The organism is Halomonas mongoliensis (assembly GCF_052496345.1).
Map to the genome: position 1 here is coordinate 2,497,480 of NZ_CP199288.1, position 23,286 is coordinate 2,520,765.

The following is a 23,286-nucleotide window of genomic DNA, read 5'->3' on the forward strand; positions in this document are numbered from 1 at the left end:
CGCTCCTTCAACGACACCGGGCCACCCGAAGGTGGCCCCGCGCATCCAACCACTGCCGCTTCGTGTCAGACGCTGGTGCCCCAGGTGTCCTGGCAGATGGCGTTGTACCAGCCCACGGCGTATTCGGCCTCGAGGGCCCGGACATGGTCCGGGGCATCGGCCGGACTCAGCCCGCCGGATCCTTCTACCTCGGCGATCACCCCCTCCTGGACCCGATAGACCCCGGCCACCGAGATGCCGTACTCGGGGCCGATCAGGCTGTAGCAGGTGTTGGTCCAGTAGGGCTCCGGCGCGCTGCGGCCCGAGAGCTCCGCGGCGATGGCGGCGGCCACCACCTTGGCCTGGTTGTTGGCGCAGAAGCCCGACTTGGGCATCGGCGCGGCCACCGTGGCGTCGCCGATCACATGGATGTCGCGCACCTGCCGCGACTCGAAGGTCTCGGCCTTGACCGGTACCCAGCCGGAGTCGTCGGTGACGCCGGCGCGCTCGGCGATGAAGCCCGCCTTCTGGGGCGGAATGACGTTGAGCACGTCGGCCCGATGGCGGGTGCCGAACTCGGTCTCCACCTCGAGGTTCTCGGCATCGACCCGGGTGACCCGGCCGTCGCCGGAGAGGCCGACCCACTCGATGCGGTCGCCGTAGAGGCGCTCCCAGCCGGCGGTGAAGAGCCCCTGCTTGGAGAAGTTGTCCTTGGCGTCGAGGATCAGCACCTTCGAGTTGGGCTTATGCTGGCTGAAGTAGTGGGCCACCATGCTGGCGCGCTCGTAGGGCCCCGGCGGGCAGCGGAAGGGGTTCTCCGGGGCCACCATCACGAAGGTGCCGCCATCCTCCATGGCCTCGAGCTGGCCCTTGAGCCGTTCGGTCTGGGCGCCGGCCTTCCAGGCGTGGGGAGCGAGCTCGGCGGCGGCCTCGTCGTAGCCCTCCAGGGCGTTCCAGCGGAAGTCGATGCCCGGTGAGAGCACCAGGCGATCGTAGACCAGGGTCTCGCCGTTGGCGAGGCGCACCCGGTGTCCGTCGGGGTCGACGTCCTCTGCCAGGGAGTGCACCACCCGTACGCCGTAGCGATCGCGCAGCTCGTCATAGCCGTGGGCGATGGAGCGCAGGTCGCGCAGGCCGCCCAGGAAGAGATTGCTGAAGGGGCAGGTGTAGAAGACCTCGGCGGGCTCCACCAGGGTCACCTCGATGGCCGGGTTGGCCCGCTTGAGGTACTTGGCGGCGGTGGCGCCGCCGAAGCCGCCGCCGATCACCACCACGCGGCCGGCGGAGCCATTGGCGATGGCGAAGGGGGCAATACCGCCCAGCAGGGGCAGGGCCGAGGCGGCGCCGATGCCCTGCAGGAAACGGCGCCGGGAGACGCCGCGGCGATGGATGTTGTGGCTCATGGTCTCTCCCTCACGGCGCGTCGATATTGGCGAAGTGGTCGGCCAGCGCCGAGAGCTCCTCGTCGCTGAAGCCTCGCGCGATGCGATTCATGACCGTGGTGTCCTCGACCGTATCGCCCTTGAAGGCGAGCAGGCGCGACTCCAGCACCGCCCGGGGGCGGCCGGCAATGGCGGGGACGGCGCCGGCGAGGCGGCCGTCGGTGCCGTGGCAGCTGGCACAGCCGCCTGCCATCACCGCCAGCTGGTCGGGGGAGAAGGTGTCCTCGGCCTGGGCGGTAAGCGCCAGGCCACCAAGCAGCAGGCCCCCCAGCAGGGAAGCCGCCGCGGGTCGTGGCAGGGTCATCGTCAGGTTCCTCACGCGGGCCCTGGGCAGGGCCGCTTGCACGGGTTCGGATTGTTGTCAGGCCTCCATGCTAGGGCAGCCGGAACGAGGCTGACAAAGAACCTTTCGCGATTGACTTATATAGATAGTGGCATCGCCGCCTGGAGCGTCGGCCACTGTCAAGGCGGCAGGATTGATCCGGGTCAACTACATTAAACCTGTGTTAAGCGATTAAGGCGGCATTAGGTCGCAGGCCGGTGCCGGTGTCCGGGCCCACCGAGGTGGGCATCTCCAGGTAACACAGGGGTGACTCCATGAACGCAGCAACAACAAGAGCGCATCGCGAGGCTGCAGCGACCAGGGTAAAGATCACCATCAACCCGGTGGGGATGGATCGGCCCAGGGCCTGGCTGGCAGCCGGTATCGAGGATTTCCGCCAGGCCACGGCGGTGAGCCTCGCCTATGGCATGTTCTGGGTCGGCCTGAGCATCGCCATCACCGCCGGTGCCATCACCCTCGGGCTCTGGCACTGGCTGCTGCCCATGGTGGCCGGCTTCATGTTTGTCGGTCCCCTGGTGGCGGTGGGCTCCTACGGGGTGAGTCGTGCCCTGGAGGCGGGACGAGCGCCCCATCTGGGCGATGCCTTTGGCGCCTGGCGTCCCCATGCCGGCCAGCTGGCGATGATGGGGGTGATGATGATGATCTTCTTCCTCGCCTGGATTCGCCTGGCGACCCTGCTGTTCGCGCTCTTCTTTGGCTTCGAGGTGCCGAGCCCGGCGACCCTCTACTCGGCCCTGCTGACCACCCCCGAGGGCCTTGGCATGATCGCGGTGGGCACCGTGCTGGGCGGCATCCTGGCCTTTGGCGCCTTCGCCATCAGCGCGGTGGCCATTCCTACCCTGATGGACCAGGACCTCACCTTCATGGAGGGGATCGAGGCCAGCGTGCGCTCCGTGGCCAGAAACTTCCGGCCTATGCTGCTGTGGGCCGCGATCCTCACCGGCTGTGTGCTGGTGGGCATGATGACCTTCTATATCGGCCTGATGCTGATCCTGCCGGTGCTGGGGCACGCCAGCTGGCACGCCTATGAAGACCTGGTGCGGATCGAGTCGCTGGACGAGAAGGGTGAGCTTCACGGCTGACCCAGGCACCGCCTCGCACTGTCGGGGCATGGCCGCTATGCTGGGGGCGTTCGCGCCCCCTTCTCTATGTCCGGCTCCTGTCGGCGTCTGCTCGCAAGGTCATGCCATGTCGATTCTGCGCCCGATTGCCTGTCTGCCGTTTCTGCTGCTGCCCCTGGCAGGGCTCCATGCCCAGACGCTCCAGCTGTCGCCTTCCGGTGGTGCCCAGGCCATCGCCCTGGCCCTCGAGGCCTGCATGGCGGATGCCCAGTGGGAGCCGGAACCTTCACTGGCCTGTGCCCGGGAGACCGAGTCGCAGTGGGCGCTGGAGGTCGAGCGCCTCGATGCGCGGCTCGACAAGGTGCTGGGGCGTGAGGCGCGACTGGCGCTGGAGGCCTCCACGGCGGCATGGCAGTCGACCCGGGATGCCGATCTGGCACTGGTGGAGGCCTACCATGATCAGCTGGTCATGGCGCAGCTGGGTGACCCGGCGCTGATCCCACTGTCCCGGCAGCTGCACCGCAATGCCGTGCTGGAGGAGCGTGCCGGGTTTCTGCAGCGGCTGCTGGAGGGGCTGGAAACCTCCCGTCATCCGCCCCCGGAGAGGCATGCCCCCGAGGGAGCGGTTGACCAGATGGCTAACTGACCTTTGCCCCCGTTTCGGGTAGTCTTGGTGCCATCTCGAACCTCGCTACGGGATTGCCCATGAGTCGACGCATCCTGCCACTGCTGATTGCCCTTCTTTCACTCCTCTGGCTGTCGCCGGCCGCCTCGGATGAGCTGCCGACCCCGACCGGCGAGGTTCTGCTGACCATCAGCGGGGATATCGCCAGGCCCAACGTGGGGGATGAGGCCCGGTTCGACCGGGAGATGCTTGAGGCCATTGCCCCCACCGAGGTGCGCACCCGTACCCCCTGGCACGCTGATGACGGGCGCTATGAGGGGCCCTTGCTGCGCGAGGTGCTGGCGGCAGCGGGGGTGCGCAGTGAACAGGTCTGGGTGCGGGCCCTCAACGACTATGAAGCGGAGATTCCGCTGGCCGAGCTCGAGGAGTATGACGTGATCCTGGCCATGCGCCGCAACGGCTCCCCGATGCAGATCCGCGAATTCGGCCCGCTTTTCGTGCTCTACCCCTTCGATGACCACCCCGAACTGCTCAACGAGACCGTGCGCTTCCGTTCGGTCTGGCATGTCGTGCATATTCACGCCCCCTGAGGGGCGCCCTGTCGAGGCCCGCGATGCTGCGCCTACCCCTGCGTGTCAAGCTTGGCGCCCTCAGCGCGCTGCTGCTGCTGGCGGCAGCGCTGGTGGTAGTGGGGCTGGTCTCCTGGCGGCAGGACAGTCTGGCTCAGAGCGTCGGGGGGGACGCTTCCTGGCACGCCTACAAGCTCGATCGTGACGTGGTCCAGCTGCGCAACTACCTGGCCCAGCCGGATGCCGATCAGGCTGGCCTGTCGCTGCGTTTCGAGCTTTTCTACAGCCGGCTCAACCTGCTGCGTGGCGGCGGCGATATCACCGACCTGCTCGGCGCCATTCCTGCCGCCCAGCGGCTGCTGGGCGAGATCGACGGACGCATCGAGGCCCTGGACGACGAGATCAGGGCCCTGGAGTCGCTGGCGCCGCCGCAGCGCCATGCCCTGGACGGGCAGCTCGAGACCCTGGCCAATCGCACCGAGCGACTGGTGATCGCCATCAATGGCCATCTGGCCGAGACGACGACCCGTGAGCGCAGCCAGCTCCAGCGTCTCTACGTCCTGCTGCTGGTGCTGATCCTGGCCATGAGCCTCTCGGCCACCCTGGTGTCGCTGATCCTCTTTCGCGAGGCCCGCGACAATGCCGCAGCGCGCCGTGAACTGGAGACGCTGAGTCGCGAGCTGGAGGCCACCGCTCGCCAGGCGGAGTCGGCCAGCCAGGCCAAGTCGGAGTTCCTGGCTACCGTCAGCCACGAGATTCGCACCCCGCTCAACGGCGTGATCGGCATGAGCGACCTGCTCATGGAGCAGCGGCTCGACGGCGCGGCGCGGCAGTATGCGGCGACCATCCACGACAGCGCCGGCCTGCTGCTGGAGCTGATCAACGACCTGCTGGACTTCTCCAAGATCGAAGCCGGCCGGTTGGAGCTCGAGCAGCGGCCCCTGGCGCTCGGCGAGGTGGTGGATGGGGTCGTGGCCCTGCTGGCCCCGAGGGCCGAAGCCCGTGGGGTGGCGCTGCATACCCGGCTGGACGCGGGGTTGCCACCCCGGGTGCTGGCCGACTCGGGACGCCTGCGCCAGGTGCTGCTCAACCTGGTTTCCAACGCGGTAAAATTCACCGCCAAGGGGGAGATTCGCCTCGAGGTGCGTCAGGAGCGCCCCGGGCTGATCCGCTTCGAGGTGGTGGATACCGGCCCCGGCATTGCGCCGGAGCAGCTGTCGAGGATCTTCGAGCCCTTCCGGCAGGGCGACGCTTCCACCGCGCGACGCTTCGGCGGGACGGGGCTCGGGCTTGCGATCTGTCGCCGGCTGGTAGGCGCCATGGGCGGCACCATCGAAGTGGCCAGCGAGCCTGGCCTGGGCAGCCGCTTCTGGTTCCTGCTGCCCCTGGAGCCCGTCGCGGAACCGGAGCCCATGCCCTTCGCCGTCGCTCGCTCTCCCCGGCGGGTCGACCTCGCGAGTACGCGCCTGCTGGTGGTCGAGGACAACCCCGTCAACCAGCAGGTGGCGCGAGCCATGCTGGAGCGTCTCGGGTGCTCGGTCACCATTGCCGGCTCCGGAGGCAGTGCGCTGCAGATGGCGGCGGTGGAGCGCTTCGACCTGGTCTTCATGGATGTGCAGATGCCCGACATGGATGGCCTGGAGGTAACGCGCCGCCTGCGCGCTCGCCCGGGCTGGACGGCCGGCGTTCCCATCGTGGCGATGACGGCGGGAGGCCCCGGAGGCGAGCAGGCCCGCTGCCTGGCCGCCGGCATGAATGGCTATCTCACCAAGCCGCTGCGCCAGGAGCGGCTGCTCGAGGTACTGCTGCGCCACCTGGGCGAGCAGGAGAGCGAGGTCCACAGGGTGAGTACGCCCGGGCTCATCGAGCGAGATATCCTGATTGACCCGCTGACTCTGCAGGGGCTGCGTGAGTCCCTCGGCCAGGAAGGCCTCGAGTCGCTGGTCGCCCTCTATGCACAGCAGGCCGAGGCCCGTGTGGCGGTACTCAAGGGGGCGATGGGTGAGGGGGGCGATGCCGAGAAGGCCCGTCATGCGGCCCACCAGCTCAAGGGGGAGTCCTCGAGCCTGGGAGCGGTCAAGATGGCGGGACTGGCCGCGCGCCTCGAGCGTCTGGCCCAGGAGCAGGACAGGGAGGCTGCCCGGAGGCTGCTCGGCGAGCTCGGCCCCTGCCTGGCCGCCACTCTGGCAGCGTTGGAAGGCTGGCGGGCATCGGCCTGGCGCGGAAGGGAGTAATGCCGAGCCCGAGTGCATCGACAAGGCCGCCGAGGGGCTGGTGCCGGCCTCCTTCAACCTGCGCCCCGCTTGCGTTCACGGTGACCTGCCGGCTTCCGCCTCCTGCAGCAGATAGCCCAGGCGTACGCCCAGCATCAGGTCCTCCTCGACGCCGAAGTGGCGGTGGCGCAGCCGTCCTCGGGCGTCGATCAGCAGGGTGGTGGGGGTGCCTTCCAGTCCCCAGGCGCGCAGGGTGCGCGGGAGGGGGTCGCCCGGGGGGCCCGGCGCATCGATGCCGACCGGGAAGGCGTAGCGATGCTCGGCGAGAAAGACCGCCAGCGCCTCGGGTCCCATGATGGCGTGATGCTCGAACACCGTGTGCAGCCCTATCACGCTGAGCGGCGTGTCGGCCAGCTCCCTGGCGATGCGCTGCGTCTGGGGCAGGCCATGCAGCACGCAGCCCGGACAGAGCATCTGGAAGGCGTGGATCAGTACCACCCGGCCGCGCAACATGCCGAGGTGCAGCGACGTGTCGACGTTGAGCCAGCGACTGACCTGCAGCGGGGGCAGGGTCTCAGCCATGGTGGCGCGCCTCCAGCCCCAGCACCTGCGCCTCCCGGCGTCGCCGTCGTCGCAGGTCCCAGGCCACGGCGGCGCCCAGCAGCAGGAAGCCGGCCAGCTCCACCAGGGCGCGATAGTCGACGAAGAGGGCGTGGAGCACCAGGCCGCCGCCCGCGACGCCGAGCAGCATCGGGAAGAGCCCGCGGTGGCGCCGGATGCCGGCTGCCAGCGCCGCCAGGGTGAGCAGCACGAACAGGGCGATGGCGCCCGCCCAGAGGCCCTCGTCCAGGGCCAGGCCGATGCCCAGCAGAGGCAGCAGGGCGGCGAGCGCCAGGGTGCCATAGCAGCTCAACAGGGCCAGGCCGAGGGCGGCGAGGCCCGCGAGCCCGCGCCGCTGCACCCGGCGCCAGGCACGGCGGGGGTCGAGGCGGTGTCGCCAGCGCCGGGCCCGGGAGGGCGTGGTCTCGCCGCGCCGCATGCCTACCTCGATGGCGTGGGCGCCGAAGCTCTCCGCCACCTCCCGGGTCTGGGGGCTTTCGCTCAGGGCGAAGTAGTCGTGCTCTCCCAGGACCTGGACCTCCTCGAAGCCCGCCTCCTCGAACAGCGCCAGCAGCTCCTCCTTGACCGTGGCGCCCACCACGCACTCCACCCACAGCCGCGGGTCCTCGTGGCAGTCCACCGACACCGGCCGATGGATCACCACGTCGGCGAGCTGCAGGCGGCCGCGAGGCCTGAGCACCCGGAACATCTCCGCCACGGCGCGGCGCTTGTCTGGCACCAGGTTGAGGGCGCCGTTGCTGGTGATGCTGTCGACGCTGGCATCGGGCAGCGGGAGCTGCTCCGCAGAGGCCTGCAGGATGTCGAGGTCGTCGATGCCGGCCCGGCCCGCCGCCCCGGCCAGCCGGCGGGTCATGCCGGCGGTGAGGTCCAGGGCGATCACCCGGCCGCCGGACCCGGCCAGACGTCTGGCGATCAGGGCGTCGTTGCCGGCGCCGGCACCGATGTCGAGCACCCGGTCGCCTGGCCGCACGGCGCCGGCGCGAAAGGGGTAGCCGACGCCGGCGAAGCGGGCCAGCGTTTCCTCGGGCAGGGCATCGATCTGGGCGGCCGGATAGCCCAGCCGTCGGCAGGCTTCGGCGCCGACGGGGAAGTGGAAGGGGGCGTCGGGGGTCGCGGCCACGGCCTCGTACATCTGCTGGACCGCGGCCAGGATCTGGGGTCGCGAGTAGCCGAGAATTGCCACCATGAGGGTCTCTCCTCACGGGTCAGGGATGGCATCCGTCTCGTCGCTGTCGAACTGGTCGAGCAGGTGGCGGATTCGCCGGTGCAGCCGCGGCGGGGCCTTCACCGTGCCGGATGCTTCTACCATGGCCCGTAGTCGTCGTTCGAATTCGGCTCGTGAGAAGCAGTCGCGGCACCTGGCCAGGTGTCGCTCGATCTCCTCGGCCTGCCGGGCGCCGAGTTCCCGGTCGAGATAGTCGAAGAGCCGCTCGATGACCTCCTCGCAGCCCAATTCCCTGGTGCTCATGATGATGGCCCTCCCTCTCCCTGGCGGCCGGGGGCGATACCGGCGTCTCTTGCCTGCCGCCAGAGCGCCTTCTGCAGCAGGCCGCGGGCACGGCTCAGGCGCGACCTCACGGTGCCCAGCGGAATCCCCAGCAGGCGGGATACCTCCTCATACCTATAGCCCTGGACCTCCACCAGCACAATGACCAGGCGGAAGGCGTCGGGCAGGGCGTCCAGGGCCGCCTGCAGCTCCTCCTGCAGGACGCTGTTGAAGAACTGCTCCTCGAGGCTGCCCCACCACAGCAGGAAGGGCTGATGCAGCTGCTGGAAGAGGGTGAACTGCTCCGCCGCCAGCGCCTCGGCCTCCGGCCCCTCGGTGCTCTCCTGGGGGTGGCGACGGCGTCGCCGCCACTCGCTGATGAAGGCGTTGGTGAGGATATGGAAGAGCCAGGCCTCGAAGCGCTGAGGGTCGCGCAGGGTGTCGAGGCGTCGCCACGCCTGGCCCACCGCCTCGGCGACGATGTCCTCGGCGTCATCGGGATGGCGGGTCAGCCGCAGGGCCGTGCCGTAGAGCCGGTCCATGAGTGGCTCCAGGCGGGCTTCGAACCATTGCCGCTGCCCGTTGCTGCTGCGCTGTCGCATGGCGACCCCCGAATCGTCGCGACGAGGCGGCCGGGGTGGCCGTGTCGGGGATGGGGTGGGCGGGCTGGCCAGGGTCATGGGCCACTACCTCGAGTATGGCGGGTGGGGGGCAACCGGCAAGTCGTCTTGTCCGCAGGGACGCAGCGGTGGGTGGAAGGGTTCCCGGCCGGGTTCGCCAGGCCGGCGGGAACAAAAGCCGGCGGCGATGCGTCCTCGCGGACACGAGGCGCCGGCCTCTACCGGCGTCGTCGCCGCACAGCCACAGAGGAGAACCATCATGACCAGCACGGCAACCGCTTCCACTCCCTCCGGGGTGGATCGCGACGACCTGGAGGCGCGGGTCAAGTCGATGTACCGGGAGGTCGCCGAGACACCGGAGGCGGACTTCCACTTCGAGATGGGTCGTGCCCTGGCCGAGCGGCTGGGCTATGACCCGGCGGCGCTCGACCGCATTCCCGCCGCGGCCATCGACTCCTTCGCCGGGGTCGGCCACTTCCTTGACCTGGCGGCCATCCGGCCCGGCGAGGCGATCCTCGACCTGGGCAGCGGCTCCGGCACGGACAGCCTGCTCGCTGCCCTGGCGACGGGCCCCACCGGCCGGGTGCTGGGGCTCGACATGACCGATGCCCAGCGCGACAAGGCCAGCCGCCTGGCCCGGGAGGCCGACGTCGAGCACGTGGAGTTCCACGCGGGCTACATCGAGGCGCCGCCCTTCCCGGACGCCAGCGTCGACGTGGTGATCAGCAATGGGGTGATCAACCTCTCGGCGGACAAGCCGCAGGTCTTCGCCGAGGCGGCCCGGGTGCTGAGGCCCGGCGGGCGCCTGGCGCTGGCCGATATCGTCACCGAGTCGCCGCTGCCGGAGAGCGTGAGCTGCAACGCCACCCTCTGGGCGGCCTGCATCGGCGGCGCCAGCCAGGAGGATGACTACCGGGCGGCCATCGAGGCCGCCGGCCTGGCTATCCGTACCTTCCGGGAGCACCCCGAGTACCGCTTCCTGACCGAGTCGGCCCGGGGCGCCTGCGAGAAGTGGGGCGTCAAGAGCATCTCGCTGCTGGCCGTCAAGGTCTGAGCGATGGGCGAGATCACCACGACAACAAGAGGGAGACGACCATGAACCTGCACACCACCCTGACCACCGCCTCGCTCCTGCTGGCCCTGACGTTGCCGGCGGGGGCCCTCCTGGCCTCCCCCTACCACGGTGACGGCCACCTGCTCGGCACGCCGGACGACCTGGAGTGGGGGCCGGTGGCCTCCATGGGGGAGGGGGCCGAGATCGCCATCATCGAGGGCAACCTCGGCGAGGAGGCTCCCTTTACCTTCCGGCTGCGGATGGCGGATGGCTACGAGATTCGGCCCCATGTCCACCCGGCCTATGAGCGCGTCACCGTGCTCTCCGGCACCCTGCACTTCGCCCATGGCGAGACCTTTGACCCCGAGGCGACCACGCGGCTGCCGGTGGGCGGCTATGCGATCATGTCGCCGGGGGACGCCATGTTCGGCTATGCCGAGGGGGAGACCATCATCCAGCTCCACGGCACAGGCCCCTGGGGAATCGAGTACCTCGACCCTGCCGATGACCCCCGGCAGTGAGTCCCTCGGGCTCCTCCGTCTGGCCCCGCCTCACCGAGGCGGGGCCGGGCGCCCGCTCGCCAGCCAGCGTTCGGCCAGGCGGGCGGCATGGGCCTGGCCGGCGACCATGGCGAGCCGGCCCGCCTCGCGGCGGACGCCGGCCCGCTTGAGCTTGATCACCATCCGCGCCGGCAGGCCGACGAAGATGACGCCGACCCGCTCGGTGCGCAGCTCCTCCACCAGCGACTGCAGGGCGACGATGGCGGTGGCGTCCAGGCTCGGCACGTCGCGCATGTCGAGCACCATCACCTTCACCTCCGGATCCACTACCCGCAGCGACGACACCGCCTTCTCGGCGGCGCCGAAGAAGAGCGGGCCGCGGATAGCGTAGAGGGCCACGCTCCGGGGTAGCGTCGGCGGCGCCTCAGGCTCGCCGGCGCGCAGCCGCCGCGCCTCGGTGAGGCTGGCCATGCGGCGGATGAACAGCGCCGCGGCCAGGGCCATGCCCACGGCCACCGCCAGCACCATGTCGAAGATCACGGTAAGCGCGAAGCAGATCACCAGCACCGCCACATCGCTTGCCGGGGCGCTCTTCAGGGTGTGGGTGAAGTGGCGCGCCTCGCTCATGTTCCAGGCGATGATGAAGAGCAGGGCGGCCAGCGCCGCCATGGGGACATGGCCCAGCACCCCGGCCAGCAGCACCACCGCCAGCAGCACCACCAGGGCGTGGACCACCGCGGCCACCGGCGAGACCGCGCCGCTGCGGATGTTGGTGGCGGTGCGCGCCAGGGCCGCGGTGGCGGTGATGCCGCCGAAGAAGGGCACCACCACGTTGCCGAGTCCCTGGCCGATCAGCTCGGCGTTGGGGTCGTGGCGGGTGCGGGTCAGGCCATCGGCCACCACCGCACAGAGCAGCGACTCGATGGCGGCCAGCATGGCGATGGCCAGGGCGGGGGCGAGCAGCTCACGGATCAGCGCGAAGTCCACCGCGAGCGGCGTGCCGTCGGGCCCCGGCAGCCGCCAGGGCACCACCAGACTCGGCGCGAAGGGCGGGATGCCGCTGCCGCTCTGGCCCTGGAACTCCCAGCTGAAGCGCGAGGCGATGGTGGCGATCTCGACCCCGGCGGCGCTCACCGCCAGCGCCGCCAGGGTGCCGACGACCAGCCCCACCAAGGGCGCCGGCACCGGCACCTTGAGCCGCGGCCAGAGGATCAGGGTGGCCAGCGTCACCAGGCCGATGCCGAGCTCGGCCGGGGCCAGGGTCGGCAGGGCGCGAACGATGGCGGCCAGGTTGTGCGGGGTGCTGTCGCCGAGCGCGACCCCGGCCAGCCCCAGGAAGTCGGGAAGCTGCAGCAGGGCGATCACCACGGCGATGCCGGCGGTGAAGCCCAGCACCACCGGGTAGGGCACGAACTGGATCAGGCTGCCCAGCCGGGCCAGCCCCAGGGCCGTAAGGATCAGCCCCGCCATCAGGGTGGCGATCAGCAGCCCGCCGACGCCGTGGCTGGCGACGATGGGGAAGAGGATCACCACAAAGGCCGCGGTGGGGCCGGAGATGTTGAAGCGGGAGCCGCCGGTCAGGGCGATGATGGCGCCGGCCACGATGGCGGTGTAGAGCCCGTGCTGGGGCGGCACCCCGGTGGCGATGGCCAGCGCCATGGAGAGCGGCACGGCCACGATGCCGATGGTCAGGCCGGCCATCAGGTCGCGGCGCAGCTCGGCCAGGCCGTAGCCCGCTCGCCAGGCCGCCATAAGGGCACTGCCGGGCACGGGGAAGCGATAGCCGCTCCTGGGTGAAGAACGGGACATGGCAATTCCTTCGCTTGCTAAAGAGCTTGGCCCTTCACATTACGCCTCCCTGCTGCGCCGCCGCAAGGTGCCTTCAGTCGCATGCCCATGGTATCGACATGGCGGGGCAGGGCCGGCATGCAGCCCCTTCTCGCCGGTGCGACCCGCCTTGCGTTGAAACCCGGTGATAGTGCGTGGAACAGGATGGGGGCCGTTTCATGCTCTCGGGCTATATCTATAGTGACCGAACGGTGACAGGGAGGATGCCCAGGAGGGCGACACCATCGCAGGAAGCCTCGGACAGGAGCGGTTCCCCGCCGGCCAGGCGGGGACAACAATAACGACAAGTACAGCCGGAGATTCCGATGGCTCACGACAAGACAGCCGCCAGCGAGACTGGCGCGACCCCGGCCTCCCACGAGGCCCAGGCATCCGTTTCCACTTCCCGTCGTCGCTTCCTCACCGGGTCGGCGGCGGCGGTTGGTGCAGGCGCCGCCGCCGCGGTGGGCTTCCCGAGCATCGCCGTGGCCCAGACCACCACCCTGCGTTTCCAGAGCACCTGGCCCAACCAGGATATCTTTCACGAGTTTGCCGCCGACTATGTGCGCATCGTCAACGAGATGTCCGGCGGTCGGCTGCGTCTCAACCTGCTGCCGGCCGGGGCCGTGGTGGGCGCCCTGCAGCTGCAGGACGCGGTGATCTCAGGCGCCCTGGACGGCGGCCACGGGGTGACCGCCTACTGGTACGGCAAGCACAAGGCCTTCTCGCTGTTCGGTACGCCGCCGCCCTTCGGCTGGGATGCCCACCAGTTCCTGGCCTGGTACTGGACCGGCGGCGGCAAGGAGCTCTACGCCGAGCTGCTGGAGATGCTGGAGCTGCCTCTGGTGGGCTACCAGACCGGCCCCATGCCGACCCAGGCGCTGGGCTGGTTCAAGGAGCCGATCGCCAGCGCCGACGACCTGCGCGGCCTCAAGTACCGCACCGTGGGGCTGGCCGCCGACCTGATGAACGAGTTCGGCGCGGCGGTGACCATCATGGGCGGCGGTGACATCGTGCCGGCCATGGACCGCGGCCTGCTCGACGGGGCCGAGTTCAACAACCCCTCCTCGGATCGCCTGCTCGGCTTCCCGGATGTCAGCAAGACCTGGATGCTGCGCAGCTATCATCAGGACTGCGAGGCGTTCGAGGTGATGTTCAACAAGCGCAGGCACGACGAGCTCCCCGAGGAGTTCCAGGCGATCCTGCAGTATGCCGCCAAGGCGGCCTCGTCGGAGATGTACTGGAAGGCCATGGAGCGCTACCCCCGGGATCTCAATGCCATGCGCGAGGAGCAGGGGGTACGGACCTACATCACCCCCGATTCGGTGCTCGAGGCCCAGCTCTCTGCCTGGGACGCGGTCATCGAGCGCGAATCCAGCAACGAGTTCTTCAAGAAGGTGGTGGACCACCAGCGCGACTACTGCGAGCGGGTGGTGGGCTTCCATCTGGAGCACACCACGCCCAAGGAGCCCGCCTACGTGCACTTCTACGGCAAGTCCCCAACCGACACCTCCACCCTCCTGTAGCGGCGCCCGCCGCGATTACCGCCCCGGCGCAGGAGCGCGCCGGGTCCGAGTCCCGCTGGCCGCCCCGGAGGGGCGGCCAGCGGCTGGTGAGAGGTCGTCATGCGCGTCATCCTCTTCATTGACCAGATCAGTACCTGGAGCGGCAAGCTGTTTGCCTGGGCCATCCTGATCCTGACCTTCGTGGTGAGCTACGAGGTCTTCATGCGCTACGTCATGGGCGCGCCCACCACCTGGGCCTATGACACCAGCTATATGCTCTACGGCACCCTGTTCATGATGAGCGGGGCCTATGCCCTGGCCCACAACGCCCACGTGCGGGCCGACGTGGTCTCCCGCTACTTCCCGACCCGCGTCCAGGCGGGGCTCGAGCTCGCGCTCTACCTGGTGTTCTTCTACCCGGGCATCCTGGCCCTGCTCTTCTACGGCTGGGACTTCTTCGCGATCTCCTATCGGCAGAACGAGCACAGCTCCTACACCCCGGGCGGGCCCCCCATCTGGCCCTACAAATTCGTGATTCCCGCCTGTGCGGCGCTCCTTGCCCTGCAGGGACTGGCCGAGGTGAGCCGCTGCGTGCTCTGCCTCCGGCACGGCAAGTGGCCGCGTCGCCTCGGTGACGTGGAGGAGATCGCCATTCCGATCAACAAGGAGGCGGAGGTCAAGGCCGCCCAGGAGCAGTCGAAGGAGCCCCGCCCATGAGCGAACCGGAAATCGGTATCCTGATGCTGGGCATGCTGATCGTGCTGATCATGCTCGGCTTCCCCATCGCCTTCACGCTGATCGCCATGGGCATCGCCTTCGGCTACTTCGCCATCGGCGACATCATCTTCTCGCTGCTGGTGCAGCGCGCCTACGGGGTGATGTCCAACGACGTGCTGATCGCGGTGCCGCTCTTCCTCTTCATGGGCTACATGGTGGAACGGGCCAATATCCTCGATCGCCTCTTCGCGAGCCTGCAGCTGGCGGCCCGCGGCATGCCGGCGTCGCTGGCGGTGGCGAGCCTGATCACCTGTGCGCTGTTCGCCACGGCGACCGGCATCGTCGGTGCCGTGGTGACCCTGATGGGGCTGCTGGCGCTGCCGGCGATGCTCAACGCCGGTTACGACAAGCGGATGTCGAGCGGGGTGATCTGCGCCGGGGGGTGCCTCGGCATCCTGATCCCACCGAGCATCATGCTGATCCTCTACGGCGCCATGGCGGGGGTCTCGGTGGTGCGCCTCTACGCGGCGGCGCTGATCCCGGGGCTGCTGCTGGCGGGTCTCTACATCCTCTATGTGATGGGCCGGGCGATGCTCAACCCGAAGGTGGCGCCCAAGCTGCCGGCGGAGAAGCTCGACGTGCCGCTGGGCCAGGTCTACTGGGGGCTGCTGACCTCCTTCGTGCCGCTCTTCGTGCTGATCATGTCGGTGCTGGGAGCGATCCTGTTCGGCCTGGCCACGCCCCACGAGGCCGCCGGCATCGGCGCGCTGGGGGCCATCCTGCTGGCCGCGGCCTACCGCCAGCTCACCTTCGCCCGGCTGCGCGAGGCGGTGTTCCTCACCGCGCGCACCAGCGCCATGGTCTGCTGGCTCTTCGTCGGCTCCTGGATCTTCTCCTCGGTGTTCTCGCTGCTCGACGGCCACTCGCTGATCGAGCACTGGATCAGCGGGCTCTCGCTGACGCCGCTGCAGTTCCTGCTGCTGGCCCAGCTGATGATCTTCATCCTCGGCTGGCCCCTGGAGTGGACCGAGATCATCATCATCTTCGTGCCGATCTTCCTGCCGCTGCTGCATATGTTCGGCATCGACCCGCTCTTCTTCGGCGTGCTGGTGGCGCTCAACATCCAGACCTCCTTCCTGACGCCGCCCATGGCGATGTCGGCCTTCTATCTCAAGGGGATCTCGCCCAAGGGGATCGAGCTCAACGACATCTTCATCGGCATCGCGCCCTTCCTGCTGATGGTCTTCGTGGCCATGTTCATCCTCTACATGGTGCCGGGCATCGTCTTCTGGCTGCCGGGGGTGCTCTACGGCTGAGGCCCGAAAACGAGCGGGCCCGACGCAGGGCGTCGGGTCCGGGGTGGAGCGTTTCTCAGCTGCCGCCGGCCTGGGCCGGCGGCCATCGCTGCCGGTGGCGGTGCGTCAGTTGCCGCGCTTCATGCTCTGGCCGCGATAGCCCTTGCCATCGCCGCGCTGCATCATGGTCTCGCGCAGCTCCTCGAGCTGCTCCTCGCTGAGGAGCTCGGCTAGCGCCTCCTGGTGGCGGTCGCGCATCTCGAGCATGGCGTCGCGGCGCTCGCTGCGGGAGTCGAAGTCGCGGTCGCGCAGCTCGGCCATGTCGGCGTAGATCGCCTCGCGGGTCTCGCGCAGCGCCTCGCGCTCCTCGTCGGAGAGCCCCCAGTCGTCCACCAGCGCCTCCAGGCGCTCCTGCATGGAGGTACGGCGCTGCTCCATCATCTCGCTGCGGCGCTCCTCGCGCTGCTCGCGGCGGGCCTCCTCCAGGGCGGCACGCTGGTCGTCGTCGAGGATCTCGGCCAGGCGCTCGCGGTGCTGCTCATGGAGCTGGCGCATCGCGTCGCGGTGCTCGCTGCGGGCCTCGTCCAGGGCCTCGCGGGTCGCCTCGTCGATGCCGGCGCGCTCGAAGAGCGCCTGGCGCTGCTCGGCCTTGCGCTCGGCATGGGCCTGGTGCCACTGCTGACGCTTCTCGGCCCAGTCGCCTTCGCCCTTGCCGGGGGCGGCGGTGGCGGAGAGGGCCATGGGGGCGATGGCCACGGCGAGCAGGGCGGGCGCCAGCAGCTTGCGAGTCAGGGTGATCTTCATGGGTGTTTCCTTCTGGCCTTGGGTGGATGCTGTCAGTGTCGCGCCGCGAGGTGCAAGCCGCGTGCAGTGAAGGTGCAAAGGTGGTGCACGAGGCGTCGCGGCTAGGCCTCGGGCTGGTACTTGTAGCCCACCCCGTAGACCGAGCGAATCACCTCGCGTTCCGGCCAGATGTCGCTGATCTTGCGGCGCAGCTTCTTGACGTGGCTGTCCACGGTGCGCTCGGAGACGATGCGGTGGTCGCGATACATGTGGTCCATCAGCTGGTCCCGGGAGAAGATCCGTCCCGGCGCGTGCATCATTACCTTGAGCAGCTGGAACTCCACGGCGGTGAGCCCCAGGTCCTGGCCGTCGGCCAGCGCCCGCCAGCCCTCCTCGTCGAGTACCAGGTCGCCCGCCTCGCCGCTGGCCGGCTGATCGGCGGCCTGGCTGCGGCGCAGCACTGCCTTGACCCGTGCCACTACCTCCCGGGGGCTGAAGGGCTTGCAGATATAGTCGTCGGCGCCCAGCTCCAGGCCCAGCAGACGGTCCACCTCCTCGACCCGGGCGGTGAGCATGATCACCGGCAGCGCCGGCCAGCGCTGGCGGACCTCCCGGCACAGGGTCAGGCCGTCGGTGCCGGGCAGCATCAGGTCGAGCAGCACCAGGGCCGGTCCCGTGCCGGCCTGGCGTCCCTCGGTCAGCCAGGGCAGCACGGCGTCGCCGTGGTCCAGGTGGTGGGTGGCAAAGCCGCTGCCTTCCAGGTAGTCGGCGACCAATCGGGCAATCTTGGGTTCGTCCTCGACGATCAGGATCTGCGGCTCCGCGTGTTCCTGGGCTGTCATGGGGTCTCCTCCCTGAGGCGGTCATCGGCAAGCGGTGGAAAGATGAGGGTCCAGCATAACCCACCCAGCGGCGAGGGCGTGGCGTGCATCTCCCCGCCGTGGGCCTTGACCAGGGCCGCGGCGATGGAGAGCCCCAGGCCGCTGCCGCCGCTGGCACGGTTGCGTGAGCCTTCTACCCGGTAGAGTCGCTCGGTGAGTCGGCCGAGCTCGCCCTCGGGCACGCCGGGGGCGCTGTCTTCCCAGCGGACCCGAATGCCCTGGGGGCTGGCGTCGAGGGTGACCCGCAGGCGTCCTGGTGCCCGGGTATAGGCGCAGGTGTTGTCGAGCAGGTTGTTCCAGAGCTGGCGCAGGCGCTGGAGGTCGCCGCGGATCCGGGCACCCTCCCGGACCTCGGTCTCCAGGGTGATGCCGCTGTCGGCCAGCCAGCCGCCGGCCTCCTCCAGCCGCGAGAGCAGGCTCTCCGCCAGGTCCATGGGGGCGAGCTGCACCTCCAGGGCGCCGGCGTCGCTCTGGGAGAGCAGGCGCAGGTCGGCCACCAGCCGCTCAAGCTGGTCCACCTCCTGGGCCAGGGAGTGCAGGTTCTCCAGGTCCAGGCGGCGGATGCCGTCCTGCATCGCCTCGATCTCGCCGCGCAGCACCGCCAGCGGGGTGCGCAATTCGTGGGCGATATCCGAGACCCAGCGGCTGCGCGCCTCGCGGCTCGCCTCCAGGGTGGCGGCCAGCACGTTGAAGTCCCGGGAGAGCCGCGACAGCTCGTCCTGGCCGCGCTCCGGCAGGCGGATGCTGTAGTCGCCCTCGGTGAGGCGCCGGGTGGCCAGCGCCATGCTGCGGGTGCGCCGCCCCAGCCACCAGGAGAGCCCGCCGGCCAGCAGCAGCGAGGCGACCCCCAGCGACGCGACGATGATCGCCAGGTTGCGCTGCTGGCGGGAGAGGAAGATGCGGTCCATGCGCGCCATCAGCTGCTCCGGGGGACGGTAGCCCAGGGTGCCGACCCGCTCGCCCTCGTGGAGGATCGGCAGCCAGCGCAGGGTGGCGGCCTCCTCCTCGTCGTCCGGGGGCAGCCCGATCACCGGCAGGCCCTCGGCATCGTGGAGCACGAAATCCTTGGGGTCCCCCAGGCGGCGTTCGATGCCCTGGGGCGGCATGCCGGCCCCGGGCCAGAGCTGCTGGCGGACCAGGCGCTGCCAGGCGGAAGGGGAGACGCGCAGCCACTGCCAGTCGCCGCGATTCGCCCACTCCTCGCCGAGCCCCTCGGCCAGGGTCTCGGCCCGGGCCGCCTGGGTGGTGTCCAGGTACTCGAGAAAGCCGCGGTCGAGGCTGCGCGAGACGCCCAGGAACACCAGTGCCGAGATCGCCACGTTGACCCCGAGGATCACCACGAACAGCTTGATGCCCAGCCGGGAGACGGCGGGGCGGGGCAGATTCAGGCTCATGAGGAGGCCTCCTCGGGGCGTGCATGGTGACTCAGGCGCTCGCGGGCCCTCTCCAGCATCAGGTAGAGGCAGGGCACCAGCAGCAGCAGGATGAAGGTGGCGAAGAGCATGCCGAAGCCCAGCGAGATCGCCATGGGGATGATGAAGCGGGCCTGGCGGGAGGTCTCGAAGATCATCGGTGCCAGGCCCAGGAAGGTGGTCAGGGTGGTCATCATGATCGGGCGCAGGCGGCGGGTCGCCGCGGCGACGATCGCCTCCCGGGCGCCCATGCCCTCCCGGCGCCGGCGGTTGGCGTAGTCGATCAGCACCAGGGCGTCGTTGATCACCACTCCGGAGAGCGCCAGCATGCCCATCAGGCTGACCACCGAGAGGCCGAAGCCCATGATCATATGGCCGGCCACCGCGCCGATTACCCCGAAGGGGATGGCGGCCAGCACCAGCAGCGGCTGCAGGTAGCTGCGGAAGGGGATGGCGAGCAGGGCATAGAGGGCGATCAGGGTCAGCCAGGAGGCCTTGGTGAGCGCCGAGACGTTGTCGGCGGTCTCCTGCTGGCGCCCGCCGGGGGTGATCTCGAGCCCCGGCCAGCCGGCCCGCAGGGCGGGAAAGACGTCGGCCTCCAGGGTCCCCATCACCTGATTGATGCGCCCCTCGCCGGCGGCGTCGGCGGTGACGCTGATGATGCGCCGTCCGTCGATGCGCTGCAGGGTGGTGGCGGCGCGCCCCAGGCTGAGATCGGCGACCCGGGCCAGCGGCACCTGTCGACCCTCGGGCGTGCGGATCGGCAGTCGCTCCAGGTCGGCGAGGCTCCGGCGCGCCTCGGCGGGCAGGCGCACCTCGACGCTGATCTCGTGGCGGCCCACGAACTGCTCCAGCGCCGTGATCCCCTGCAGGGGGGCGCGCAGCTGACCGGCCAGGTCGGCACCGGTCAGGCCCAGGGCGCGCCCCTCCGGCGAGAGGCGAATTTCCAGCTGGGGCTTGCCGTCGGCCAGGCCGCTGTCGATGTCGGTGACCCCCTCGAACTCCCCCAGGGCCTCGGCGAGCCGGTTGGCGGCCCCCTCCAGGGCGCGACTGTCGGGGTGGGAGAGGCGCAGGGTCAGCCCGGCCCCGGCGCCGGGGCCTCCCACATCGGACTCGAAGCGTACCGCCTGGACGCCGCTGAACTCGCCGGTGAGCGCCCGCCACTCCCGGGCCACCCGGGAGGGGGGCCAGGCGTCCAGGCTCGCGCGATCCAGGGTCAGGCGCACGCTGAGCCGGTCGCCGTCGATCTGGGCGCGACTGCTGGTGAAGGCGGGCCCGTCGTCGCGCTCGGCCAGGGCCTCGGCGGCGGCCAGCAGGCGGTCGCGGATGGCGCGGTCGTCGGCGATGGGGCTGCCCACCGGCAGGGTCACCGTGGCCTGCACCATGTCCGACTCCACCCGGGGCATCAGCGAGAAGCCCAGGCGCCCGCTCATGGCATAGGCGAGCGCCACCGCCAGCACCGCCACGGCGAGGCTCACGGTCAGCAGCCGCTGGTCCAGGCAGCGCTCCAGGAAGGGGGCGAAGCGTTCCCGGGTGACCCGAGCCAGCCAGGCCTGCAGGGCCTGGCGCAGGCGATCCAGGGGGCGGCGCCAGGCCGGGGCCTCGCGGCCCCCGGCGCGGTGGGCCAGGTGGGCGGGCAGGATGAAGAGCGCTTCCAGCCAGGAGGCCAGGAACACCGTGATCACCACCAGCGGCACCACGGCGAAGATCATGCCCAGGAAGCCGGGCAGGAAGAGCAGCGGCAGGAAGGCCACGATATTGGAGAGGATGGCGAAGGTGATCGGTACCGCCATCTCCCGGGCGCCGCGCACCGCCGCCTCGCGCAGGGAGTGGCCCTGCTCCCGGTAGCTGTGGATGTTCTCGCCCACCATGATGGCGTCGTCCACCACGATGCCCAGGGCGATGATGAAGGCGAACATCGACATCATGTTCAGCGACACCCCGAACCAAGGCAGGAAGAGCAGGGCGCCGAGGAAGGCGGTGGGGATGCCCAGGGTGACCCAGAAGGCGAGTCGCGCCTCCAGGAAGAGCCCCATCAGCACCAGCACCAGGGCCAGGCCCAGGAAGGCGTTCTTCAGCAGCAGGTCGAGGCGGTCCCGATAGGCCTCGGAGCTGTCCCGGGAGACCGACAGGGCCAGCCCCTCGGGCAGGCCCGCCTGGAGCCGTTCGAGCTGGGCGTGGACGGCGTCGGAGATGCCGATGGGGGTCTGGTTGCCGATCTGGTAGACCTCCAGGGTCATGCTCGGTGCGCCGTTGAAGAGCACCTCGCGATCGGTCTCGGCAAAGCCGCGCTCCACCCGGGCGATATCGCCCAGCCGCAGCTGGCCGCCGTCCGGGGTGCCGAGAATCGGCAGGTCGGCGAACTCCCTGGCCTCGTCGCGGCGCCCCTGATAGCGGATCAGCCACTCCCCCTCGCCGGTGGTCAGGCGGCCACCGGCCAGGTCCAGGGCCTCGTCACCGATGCGGTTGGCCAGCTGGCGGTGGTCGAGCCCGTGGCGCTGCATCGCCTCCTCGTCCAGCAGCACCTGGATCTCCCGGTCGCGGTTGCCGGAGAGCTCCACCCGGGAGACGCCCGGGGACGCCTGCAGCTCGGCGCGCATCTCCTCGGCCAGATCATGGAGCAGCTGGTCATCCACCCAGCCGTGGAGCTGAAGGCTCATCACGCTGCGCGAGCGGCCGGCCAGGCCGAAGCGGGGCGGGTCGGCGGCGGCGGGCAGGCTGGTGATGGCGCCCACCGCCTGCTGGATCTCCTGGTAGACCCGCATCACCTCCACGCCATCCACCAGGCTGGCGGAGACGCGTCCGGCCCCCTCGCTGGCGGTGGCGGTCAGCTCGTCGATGCCGTCCACGCCTGCCAGCGCCGCCTCCAGGGGCAGCAGCAGGCTGCGCTCCACCTCCTCGGGGGTGGCGCCGGGGTAGCCGATGGCGACGGTGATGATCTCCAGCTCGAAGTCCGGGAAGACCTCCTTCTTGATGGTGGTGGAGGCCATCAGCCCGCCGAGGATCAGCAGCAGCATCAGCAGGTTGGGCGCCACCCCGTGGTGCACCATCCAGGCGATGGGACCGCGGCGCATCATGGGCGGGCCTCCGCCGGTGCGGCGCCGGCCGGGCGTTCGTCCGGGGTGGGAGCGGTGCGCAGCGCCATGCCCTCCCGGGGCTGGCCCAGCGGCGAGAGGATCACCCGCTCGCCCGCCTCGAGGCCCTCGGCCACCAGCACCTGGCGGTCGTCGCGGTGCAGCACGCTGACGGTGCGACGGCGCAGGCGCTCCTCCTCGTCCAGCACCCAGACTTCATCGCCGGGGCGCAGGGCCGCGGCGGGAAGCGCGATCAGGTCGTCGCGCTGGATGGCCTGGAAGCCCAGGCGGACCACGTCGCCCAGGCGCAGCGACGGCTCGCCCCGGTGCTCGGCGTCAAGCGCCAGGGGGTCCTCCACCGCGATCAGCACCTGGGCCTGCAGGCCGCTCTCTTCCAGGGTCGGCAGCACCGAGAGCAGCTCGCCCTCACGCTGGCCGCCGGCGGGCCAGCCCCGGCTGGTCAGGGTCACGGCGCTGCCCGGCGCGTCGGCGCCGGCGGGGGTGAGCCAGGCCAGGGCCTCCCCCGGCAGCGAGGCCTGGACCCAGAAGCGCGACACGTCCACCAGGTGGATGAGCTCGGTGCCGCTGCCCACCTCGCTCCCCTCGCCCAGCAGGCGGGCCTGCACCATGCCGCTCCAGGGGGCGACGAGGGTGGTGCGCTCGAGGTCCAGGCGGGCGCGGTCGCGAGCCGCCCGGGCTCGCTCCACCTCGGCCTGGGCGCTTCTCAGCTGAGGCTCGCGCAGCACCAGGGCGCGCCGCTCCGCGGGCAGCTCGCGGCCGAAGCTCTGGTACTCGGCCCGCGCTCGCTGCTGTTCGCCCTGCTCCATGGCGAGTGCCGCCTCGGCCTGGGCCAGCGCCGCCTCGGCCTCGCGCAGGGCCAGGCGGAGGTCGGCATCGTCCAGCTGGGCGAGGGGGGCTCCGGCCTCCACCAGGCGGCCAGGCAGCACTCCGGGAGCGAAGGACTCCAGGCGCCCGGCGACCCGGCTGGCCAGGAGTGCCTCGCGCTCTGCCACGGCGCGACCGAAGCCGTGCAGGTCAGGTGCCACGGCCCGGGGCATCACGGTGACGGCCTCCACCAGGGGGGGCACGGGGGGCGGCGGGGCACGGCGCTCCACCCTGGGCGGCTGGCTCATCAGCCACCAGGCGACGGTGAGGCCGCCGGCAAGCACCAGCAGGGCCAGCAGGGGGCCCAGTGATAGTCGCCCGCGCTGGCGCGAGGGGCGAGGGCGTGGCGGGGCGAGTGGGCGTGGCGCGAGGGGGCGGCTCATGGGCGTCTCGG

21 protein-coding genes are annotated in these 23,286 nt (G+C 70.3%); 9 read left to right on the plus strand and 12 right to left on the minus strand.

Annotation, left to right across the window (positions count from 1 at the left end):
* Positions 1 to 65 precede the first annotated feature (65 nt).
* Both ACRYRV_RS11765 and ACRYRV_RS11770 read right to left on the minus strand, forming a co-directional pair.
* Positions 66 to 1,382, minus strand: coding sequence for an FCSD flavin-binding domain-containing protein (locus ACRYRV_RS11765; RefSeq protein ID WP_253444878.1), 1,317 nt, complete (start codon positions 1,380 to 1,382; stop codon positions 66 to 68).
* A gap of 10 nt (positions 1,383 to 1,392) precedes the next feature.
* Positions 1,393 to 1,725 (minus strand): c-type cytochrome, encoded by a 333-nt coding sequence (locus ACRYRV_RS11770; protein WP_309635356.1) that lies wholly within the window; start codon positions 1,723 to 1,725, stop codon positions 1,393 to 1,395.
* A gap of 293 nt (positions 1,726 to 2,018) precedes the next feature.
* Here ACRYRV_RS11770 and ACRYRV_RS11775 point away from each other — a divergent pair, with 293 nt between their 5' ends.
* The 4 genes from ACRYRV_RS11775 (at position 2,019) to ACRYRV_RS11790 (ending at position 6,253) form a co-directional block, all read left to right on the plus strand.
* On the plus strand, positions 2,019 to 2,846 hold the full coding sequence (locus ACRYRV_RS11775) for a DUF2189 domain-containing protein (RefSeq protein WP_253444873.1): 828 nt from the start codon (positions 2,019 to 2,021) through the stop codon (positions 2,844 to 2,846).
* A 106-nt stretch (positions 2,847 to 2,952) separates the two neighbouring features.
* Positions 2,953 to 3,471 carry a hypothetical protein gene (locus tag ACRYRV_RS11780; RefSeq protein ID WP_253444870.1) on the plus strand — a complete coding sequence of 173 codons (519 nt, stop codon included), beginning with the start codon at positions 2,953 to 2,955 and terminating at the stop codon, positions 3,469 to 3,471.
* A 59-nt stretch (positions 3,472 to 3,530) separates the two neighbouring features.
* Positions 3,531 to 4,040 (plus strand): molybdopterin-dependent oxidoreductase, encoded by a 510-nt coding sequence (locus ACRYRV_RS11785; RefSeq protein WP_253444868.1) that lies wholly within the window; start codon positions 3,531 to 3,533, stop codon positions 4,038 to 4,040.
* 23 nt (positions 4,041 to 4,063) lie between these two features.
* Positions 4,064 to 6,253 carry an ATP-binding protein gene (locus ACRYRV_RS11790; protein WP_444985042.1) on the plus strand — a complete coding sequence of 730 codons (2,190 nt, stop codon included), beginning with the start codon at positions 4,064 to 4,066 and terminating at the stop codon, positions 6,251 to 6,253.
* Positions 6,254 to 6,328: 75 nt separating this feature from the next.
* On the opposite strand, the gene ACRYRV_RS11795 is transcribed toward ACRYRV_RS11790, so the two are convergent.
* Genes ACRYRV_RS11795 through ACRYRV_RS11810 form a run of 4 tightly spaced genes read right to left on the minus strand, consistent with a single transcriptional unit; the run spans position 6,329 to position 8,881 of the window.
* Positions 6,329 to 6,814, minus strand: coding sequence for a TlpA disulfide reductase family protein (locus tag ACRYRV_RS11795; protein ID WP_444985041.1), 486 nt, complete (start codon positions 6,812 to 6,814; stop codon positions 6,329 to 6,331).
* Positions 6,807 to 8,039: a MerC family mercury resistance protein gene (locus tag ACRYRV_RS11800; protein ID WP_444985039.1), complete on the minus strand. Its 1,233-nt coding sequence runs from the start codon at positions 8,037 to 8,039 to the stop codon at positions 6,807 to 6,809. The genes ACRYRV_RS11795 and ACRYRV_RS11800 overlap by 8 nt, the downstream gene beginning before the upstream one ends.
* Positions 8,040 to 8,051: 12 nt before the next feature.
* Entirely contained in the window at positions 8,052 to 8,321 is a 270-nt protein-coding gene (locus ACRYRV_RS11805; protein ID WP_299314279.1) for an anti-sigma factor family protein, read from the minus strand.
* Positions 8,318 to 8,881, minus strand: coding sequence for a sigma-70 family RNA polymerase sigma factor (locus tag ACRYRV_RS11810; protein ID WP_444985038.1), 564 nt, complete (start codon positions 8,879 to 8,881; stop codon positions 8,318 to 8,320). Before ACRYRV_RS11810 ends, ACRYRV_RS11805 begins: the two co-directional genes overlap by 4 nt.
* Before the next feature lie 337 nt (positions 8,882 to 9,218).
* On the opposite strand from ACRYRV_RS11810, the gene ACRYRV_RS11815 reads away from it, so the two are divergent.
* Positions 9,219 to 10,013 (plus strand): methyltransferase domain-containing protein, encoded by a 795-nt coding sequence (locus ACRYRV_RS11815; protein WP_444985036.1) that lies wholly within the window; start codon positions 9,219 to 9,221, stop codon positions 10,011 to 10,013.
* A 41-nt stretch (positions 10,014 to 10,054) separates the two neighbouring features.
* Entirely contained in the window at positions 10,055 to 10,534 is a 480-nt protein-coding gene (locus ACRYRV_RS11820; RefSeq protein WP_444985035.1) for a cupin domain-containing protein, read from the plus strand.
* Positions 10,535 to 10,564: 30 nt separating this feature from the next.
* Here ACRYRV_RS11820 and dauA read toward each other — a convergent pair whose 3' ends face one another.
* Positions 10,565 to 12,322, minus strand: coding sequence for a C4-dicarboxylic acid transporter DauA (gene dauA / locus ACRYRV_RS11825; protein ID WP_444985034.1), 1,758 nt, complete (start codon positions 12,320 to 12,322; stop codon positions 10,565 to 10,567).
* A 344-nt stretch (positions 12,323 to 12,666) separates the two neighbouring features.
* On the opposite strand from dauA, the gene ACRYRV_RS11830 reads away from it, so the two are divergent.
* From ACRYRV_RS11830 to ACRYRV_RS11840, 3 genes are all read left to right on the plus strand, one after another.
* Entirely contained in the window at positions 12,667 to 13,866 is a 1,200-nt protein-coding gene (locus ACRYRV_RS11830) for a TRAP transporter substrate-binding protein (RefSeq protein ID WP_444985033.1), read from the plus strand.
* A gap of 99 nt (positions 13,867 to 13,965) precedes the next feature.
* The gene (locus ACRYRV_RS11835; RefSeq protein WP_444985032.1) at positions 13,966 to 14,562 is read left to right on the plus strand and encodes a TRAP transporter small permease subunit; all 597 of its coding nucleotides are present in this window, start codon (positions 13,966 to 13,968) and stop codon (positions 14,560 to 14,562) included.
* On the plus strand, positions 14,559 to 15,878 hold the full coding sequence (locus ACRYRV_RS11840) for a TRAP transporter large permease (protein WP_444985031.1): 1,320 nt from the start codon (positions 14,559 to 14,561) through the stop codon (positions 15,876 to 15,878). The genes ACRYRV_RS11835 and ACRYRV_RS11840 overlap by 4 nt, the downstream gene beginning before the upstream one ends.
* 105 nt (positions 15,879 to 15,983) lie before the next feature.
* Here the strand turns inward: ACRYRV_RS11840 and ACRYRV_RS11845 are convergent, their stop codons facing one another.
* The 5 genes from ACRYRV_RS11845 to ACRYRV_RS11865 form a co-directional block, all read right to left on the minus strand.
* Positions 15,984 to 16,661: a hypothetical protein gene (locus ACRYRV_RS11845; RefSeq protein WP_444985030.1), complete on the minus strand. Its 678-nt coding sequence runs from the start codon at positions 16,659 to 16,661 to the stop codon at positions 15,984 to 15,986.
* A 101-nt stretch (positions 16,662 to 16,762) separates the two neighbouring features.
* The gene (locus tag ACRYRV_RS11850; protein ID WP_444985029.1) at positions 16,763 to 17,482 is read right to left on the minus strand and encodes a response regulator; all 720 of its coding nucleotides are present in this window, start codon (positions 17,480 to 17,482) and stop codon (positions 16,763 to 16,765) included.
* Positions 17,479 to 18,915, minus strand: a complete 1,437-nt coding sequence (locus ACRYRV_RS11855; RefSeq protein ID WP_444985028.1) for an ATP-binding protein — start codon at positions 18,913 to 18,915, stop codon at positions 17,479 to 17,481. Before ACRYRV_RS11855 ends, ACRYRV_RS11850 begins: the two co-directional genes overlap by 4 nt.
* Positions 18,912 to 22,010, minus strand: coding sequence for an efflux RND transporter permease subunit (locus ACRYRV_RS11860; protein WP_444985027.1), 3,099 nt, complete (start codon positions 22,008 to 22,010; stop codon positions 18,912 to 18,914). The genes ACRYRV_RS11855 and ACRYRV_RS11860 overlap by 4 nt, the downstream gene beginning before the upstream one ends.
* On the minus strand, positions 22,007 to 23,275 hold the full coding sequence (locus tag ACRYRV_RS11865) for an efflux RND transporter periplasmic adaptor subunit (RefSeq protein WP_444985026.1): 1,269 nt from the start codon (positions 23,273 to 23,275) through the stop codon (positions 22,007 to 22,009). Before ACRYRV_RS11865 ends, ACRYRV_RS11860 begins: the two co-directional genes overlap by 4 nt.
* Positions 23,276 to 23,286 lie beyond the last annotated feature (11 nt).

What these genes read in the sequence shown, in the direction of transcription:
- ACRYRV_RS11765 (WP_253444878.1), bottom strand. Translation starts at nt 1,382, where the DNA reads ATGAGCCACAACATCCATCGCCGCGGCGTCTCCCGGCGCCGTTTCCTG.
- ACRYRV_RS11770 (WP_309635356.1), bottom strand. Translation starts at nt 1,725, where the DNA reads ATGACCCTGCCACGACCCGCGGCGGCTTCCCTGCTGGGGGGCCTGCTG.
- ACRYRV_RS11775 (WP_253444873.1), top strand. Translation starts at nt 2,019, where the DNA reads ATGAACGCAGCAACAACAAGAGCGCATCGCGAGGCTGCAGCGACCAGG.
- ACRYRV_RS11780 (WP_253444870.1), top strand. Translation starts at nt 2,953, where the DNA reads ATGTCGATTCTGCGCCCGATTGCCTGTCTGCCGTTTCTGCTGCTGCCC.
- ACRYRV_RS11785 (WP_253444868.1), top strand. Translation starts at nt 3,531, where the DNA reads ATGAGTCGACGCATCCTGCCACTGCTGATTGCCCTTCTTTCACTCCTC.
- ACRYRV_RS11790 (WP_444985042.1), top strand. Translation starts at nt 4,064, where the DNA reads ATGCTGCGCCTACCCCTGCGTGTCAAGCTTGGCGCCCTCAGCGCGCTG.
- ACRYRV_RS11795 (WP_444985041.1), bottom strand. Translation starts at nt 6,814, where the DNA reads ATGGCTGAGACCCTGCCCCCGCTGCAGGTCAGTCGCTGGCTCAACGTC.
- ACRYRV_RS11800 (WP_444985039.1), bottom strand. Translation starts at nt 8,039, where the DNA reads ATGGTGGCAATTCTCGGCTACTCGCGACCCCAGATCCTGGCCGCGGTC.
- ACRYRV_RS11805 (WP_299314279.1), bottom strand. Translation starts at nt 8,321, where the DNA reads ATGAGCACCAGGGAATTGGGCTGCGAGGAGGTCATCGAGCGGCTCTTC.
- ACRYRV_RS11810 (WP_444985038.1), bottom strand. Translation starts at nt 8,881, where the DNA reads ATGGACCGGCTCTACGGCACGGCCCTGCGGCTGACCCGCCATCCCGAT.
- ACRYRV_RS11815 (WP_444985036.1), top strand. Translation starts at nt 9,219, where the DNA reads ATGACCAGCACGGCAACCGCTTCCACTCCCTCCGGGGTGGATCGCGAC.
- ACRYRV_RS11820 (WP_444985035.1), top strand. Translation starts at nt 10,055, where the DNA reads ATGAACCTGCACACCACCCTGACCACCGCCTCGCTCCTGCTGGCCCTG.
- dauA (WP_444985034.1), bottom strand. Translation starts at nt 12,322, where the DNA reads ATGTCCCGTTCTTCACCCAGGAGCGGCTATCGCTTCCCCGTGCCCGGC.
- ACRYRV_RS11830 (WP_444985033.1), top strand. Translation starts at nt 12,667, where the DNA reads ATGGCTCACGACAAGACAGCCGCCAGCGAGACTGGCGCGACCCCGGCC.
- ACRYRV_RS11835 (WP_444985032.1), top strand. Translation starts at nt 13,966, where the DNA reads ATGCGCGTCATCCTCTTCATTGACCAGATCAGTACCTGGAGCGGCAAG.
- ACRYRV_RS11840 (WP_444985031.1), top strand. Translation starts at nt 14,559, where the DNA reads ATGAGCGAACCGGAAATCGGTATCCTGATGCTGGGCATGCTGATCGTG.
- ACRYRV_RS11845 (WP_444985030.1), bottom strand. Translation starts at nt 16,661, where the DNA reads ATGAAGATCACCCTGACTCGCAAGCTGCTGGCGCCCGCCCTGCTCGCC.
- ACRYRV_RS11850 (WP_444985029.1), bottom strand. Translation starts at nt 17,482, where the DNA reads ATGACAGCCCAGGAACACGCGGAGCCGCAGATCCTGATCGTCGAGGAC.
- ACRYRV_RS11855 (WP_444985028.1), bottom strand. Translation starts at nt 18,915, where the DNA reads ATGAGCCTGAATCTGCCCCGCCCCGCCGTCTCCCGGCTGGGCATCAAG.
- ACRYRV_RS11860 (WP_444985027.1), bottom strand. Translation starts at nt 22,010, where the DNA reads ATGATGCGCCGCGGTCCCATCGCCTGGATGGTGCACCACGGGGTGGCG.
- ACRYRV_RS11865 (WP_444985026.1), bottom strand. Translation starts at nt 23,275, where the DNA reads ATGAGCCGCCCCCTCGCGCCACGCCCACTCGCCCCGCCACGCCCTCGC.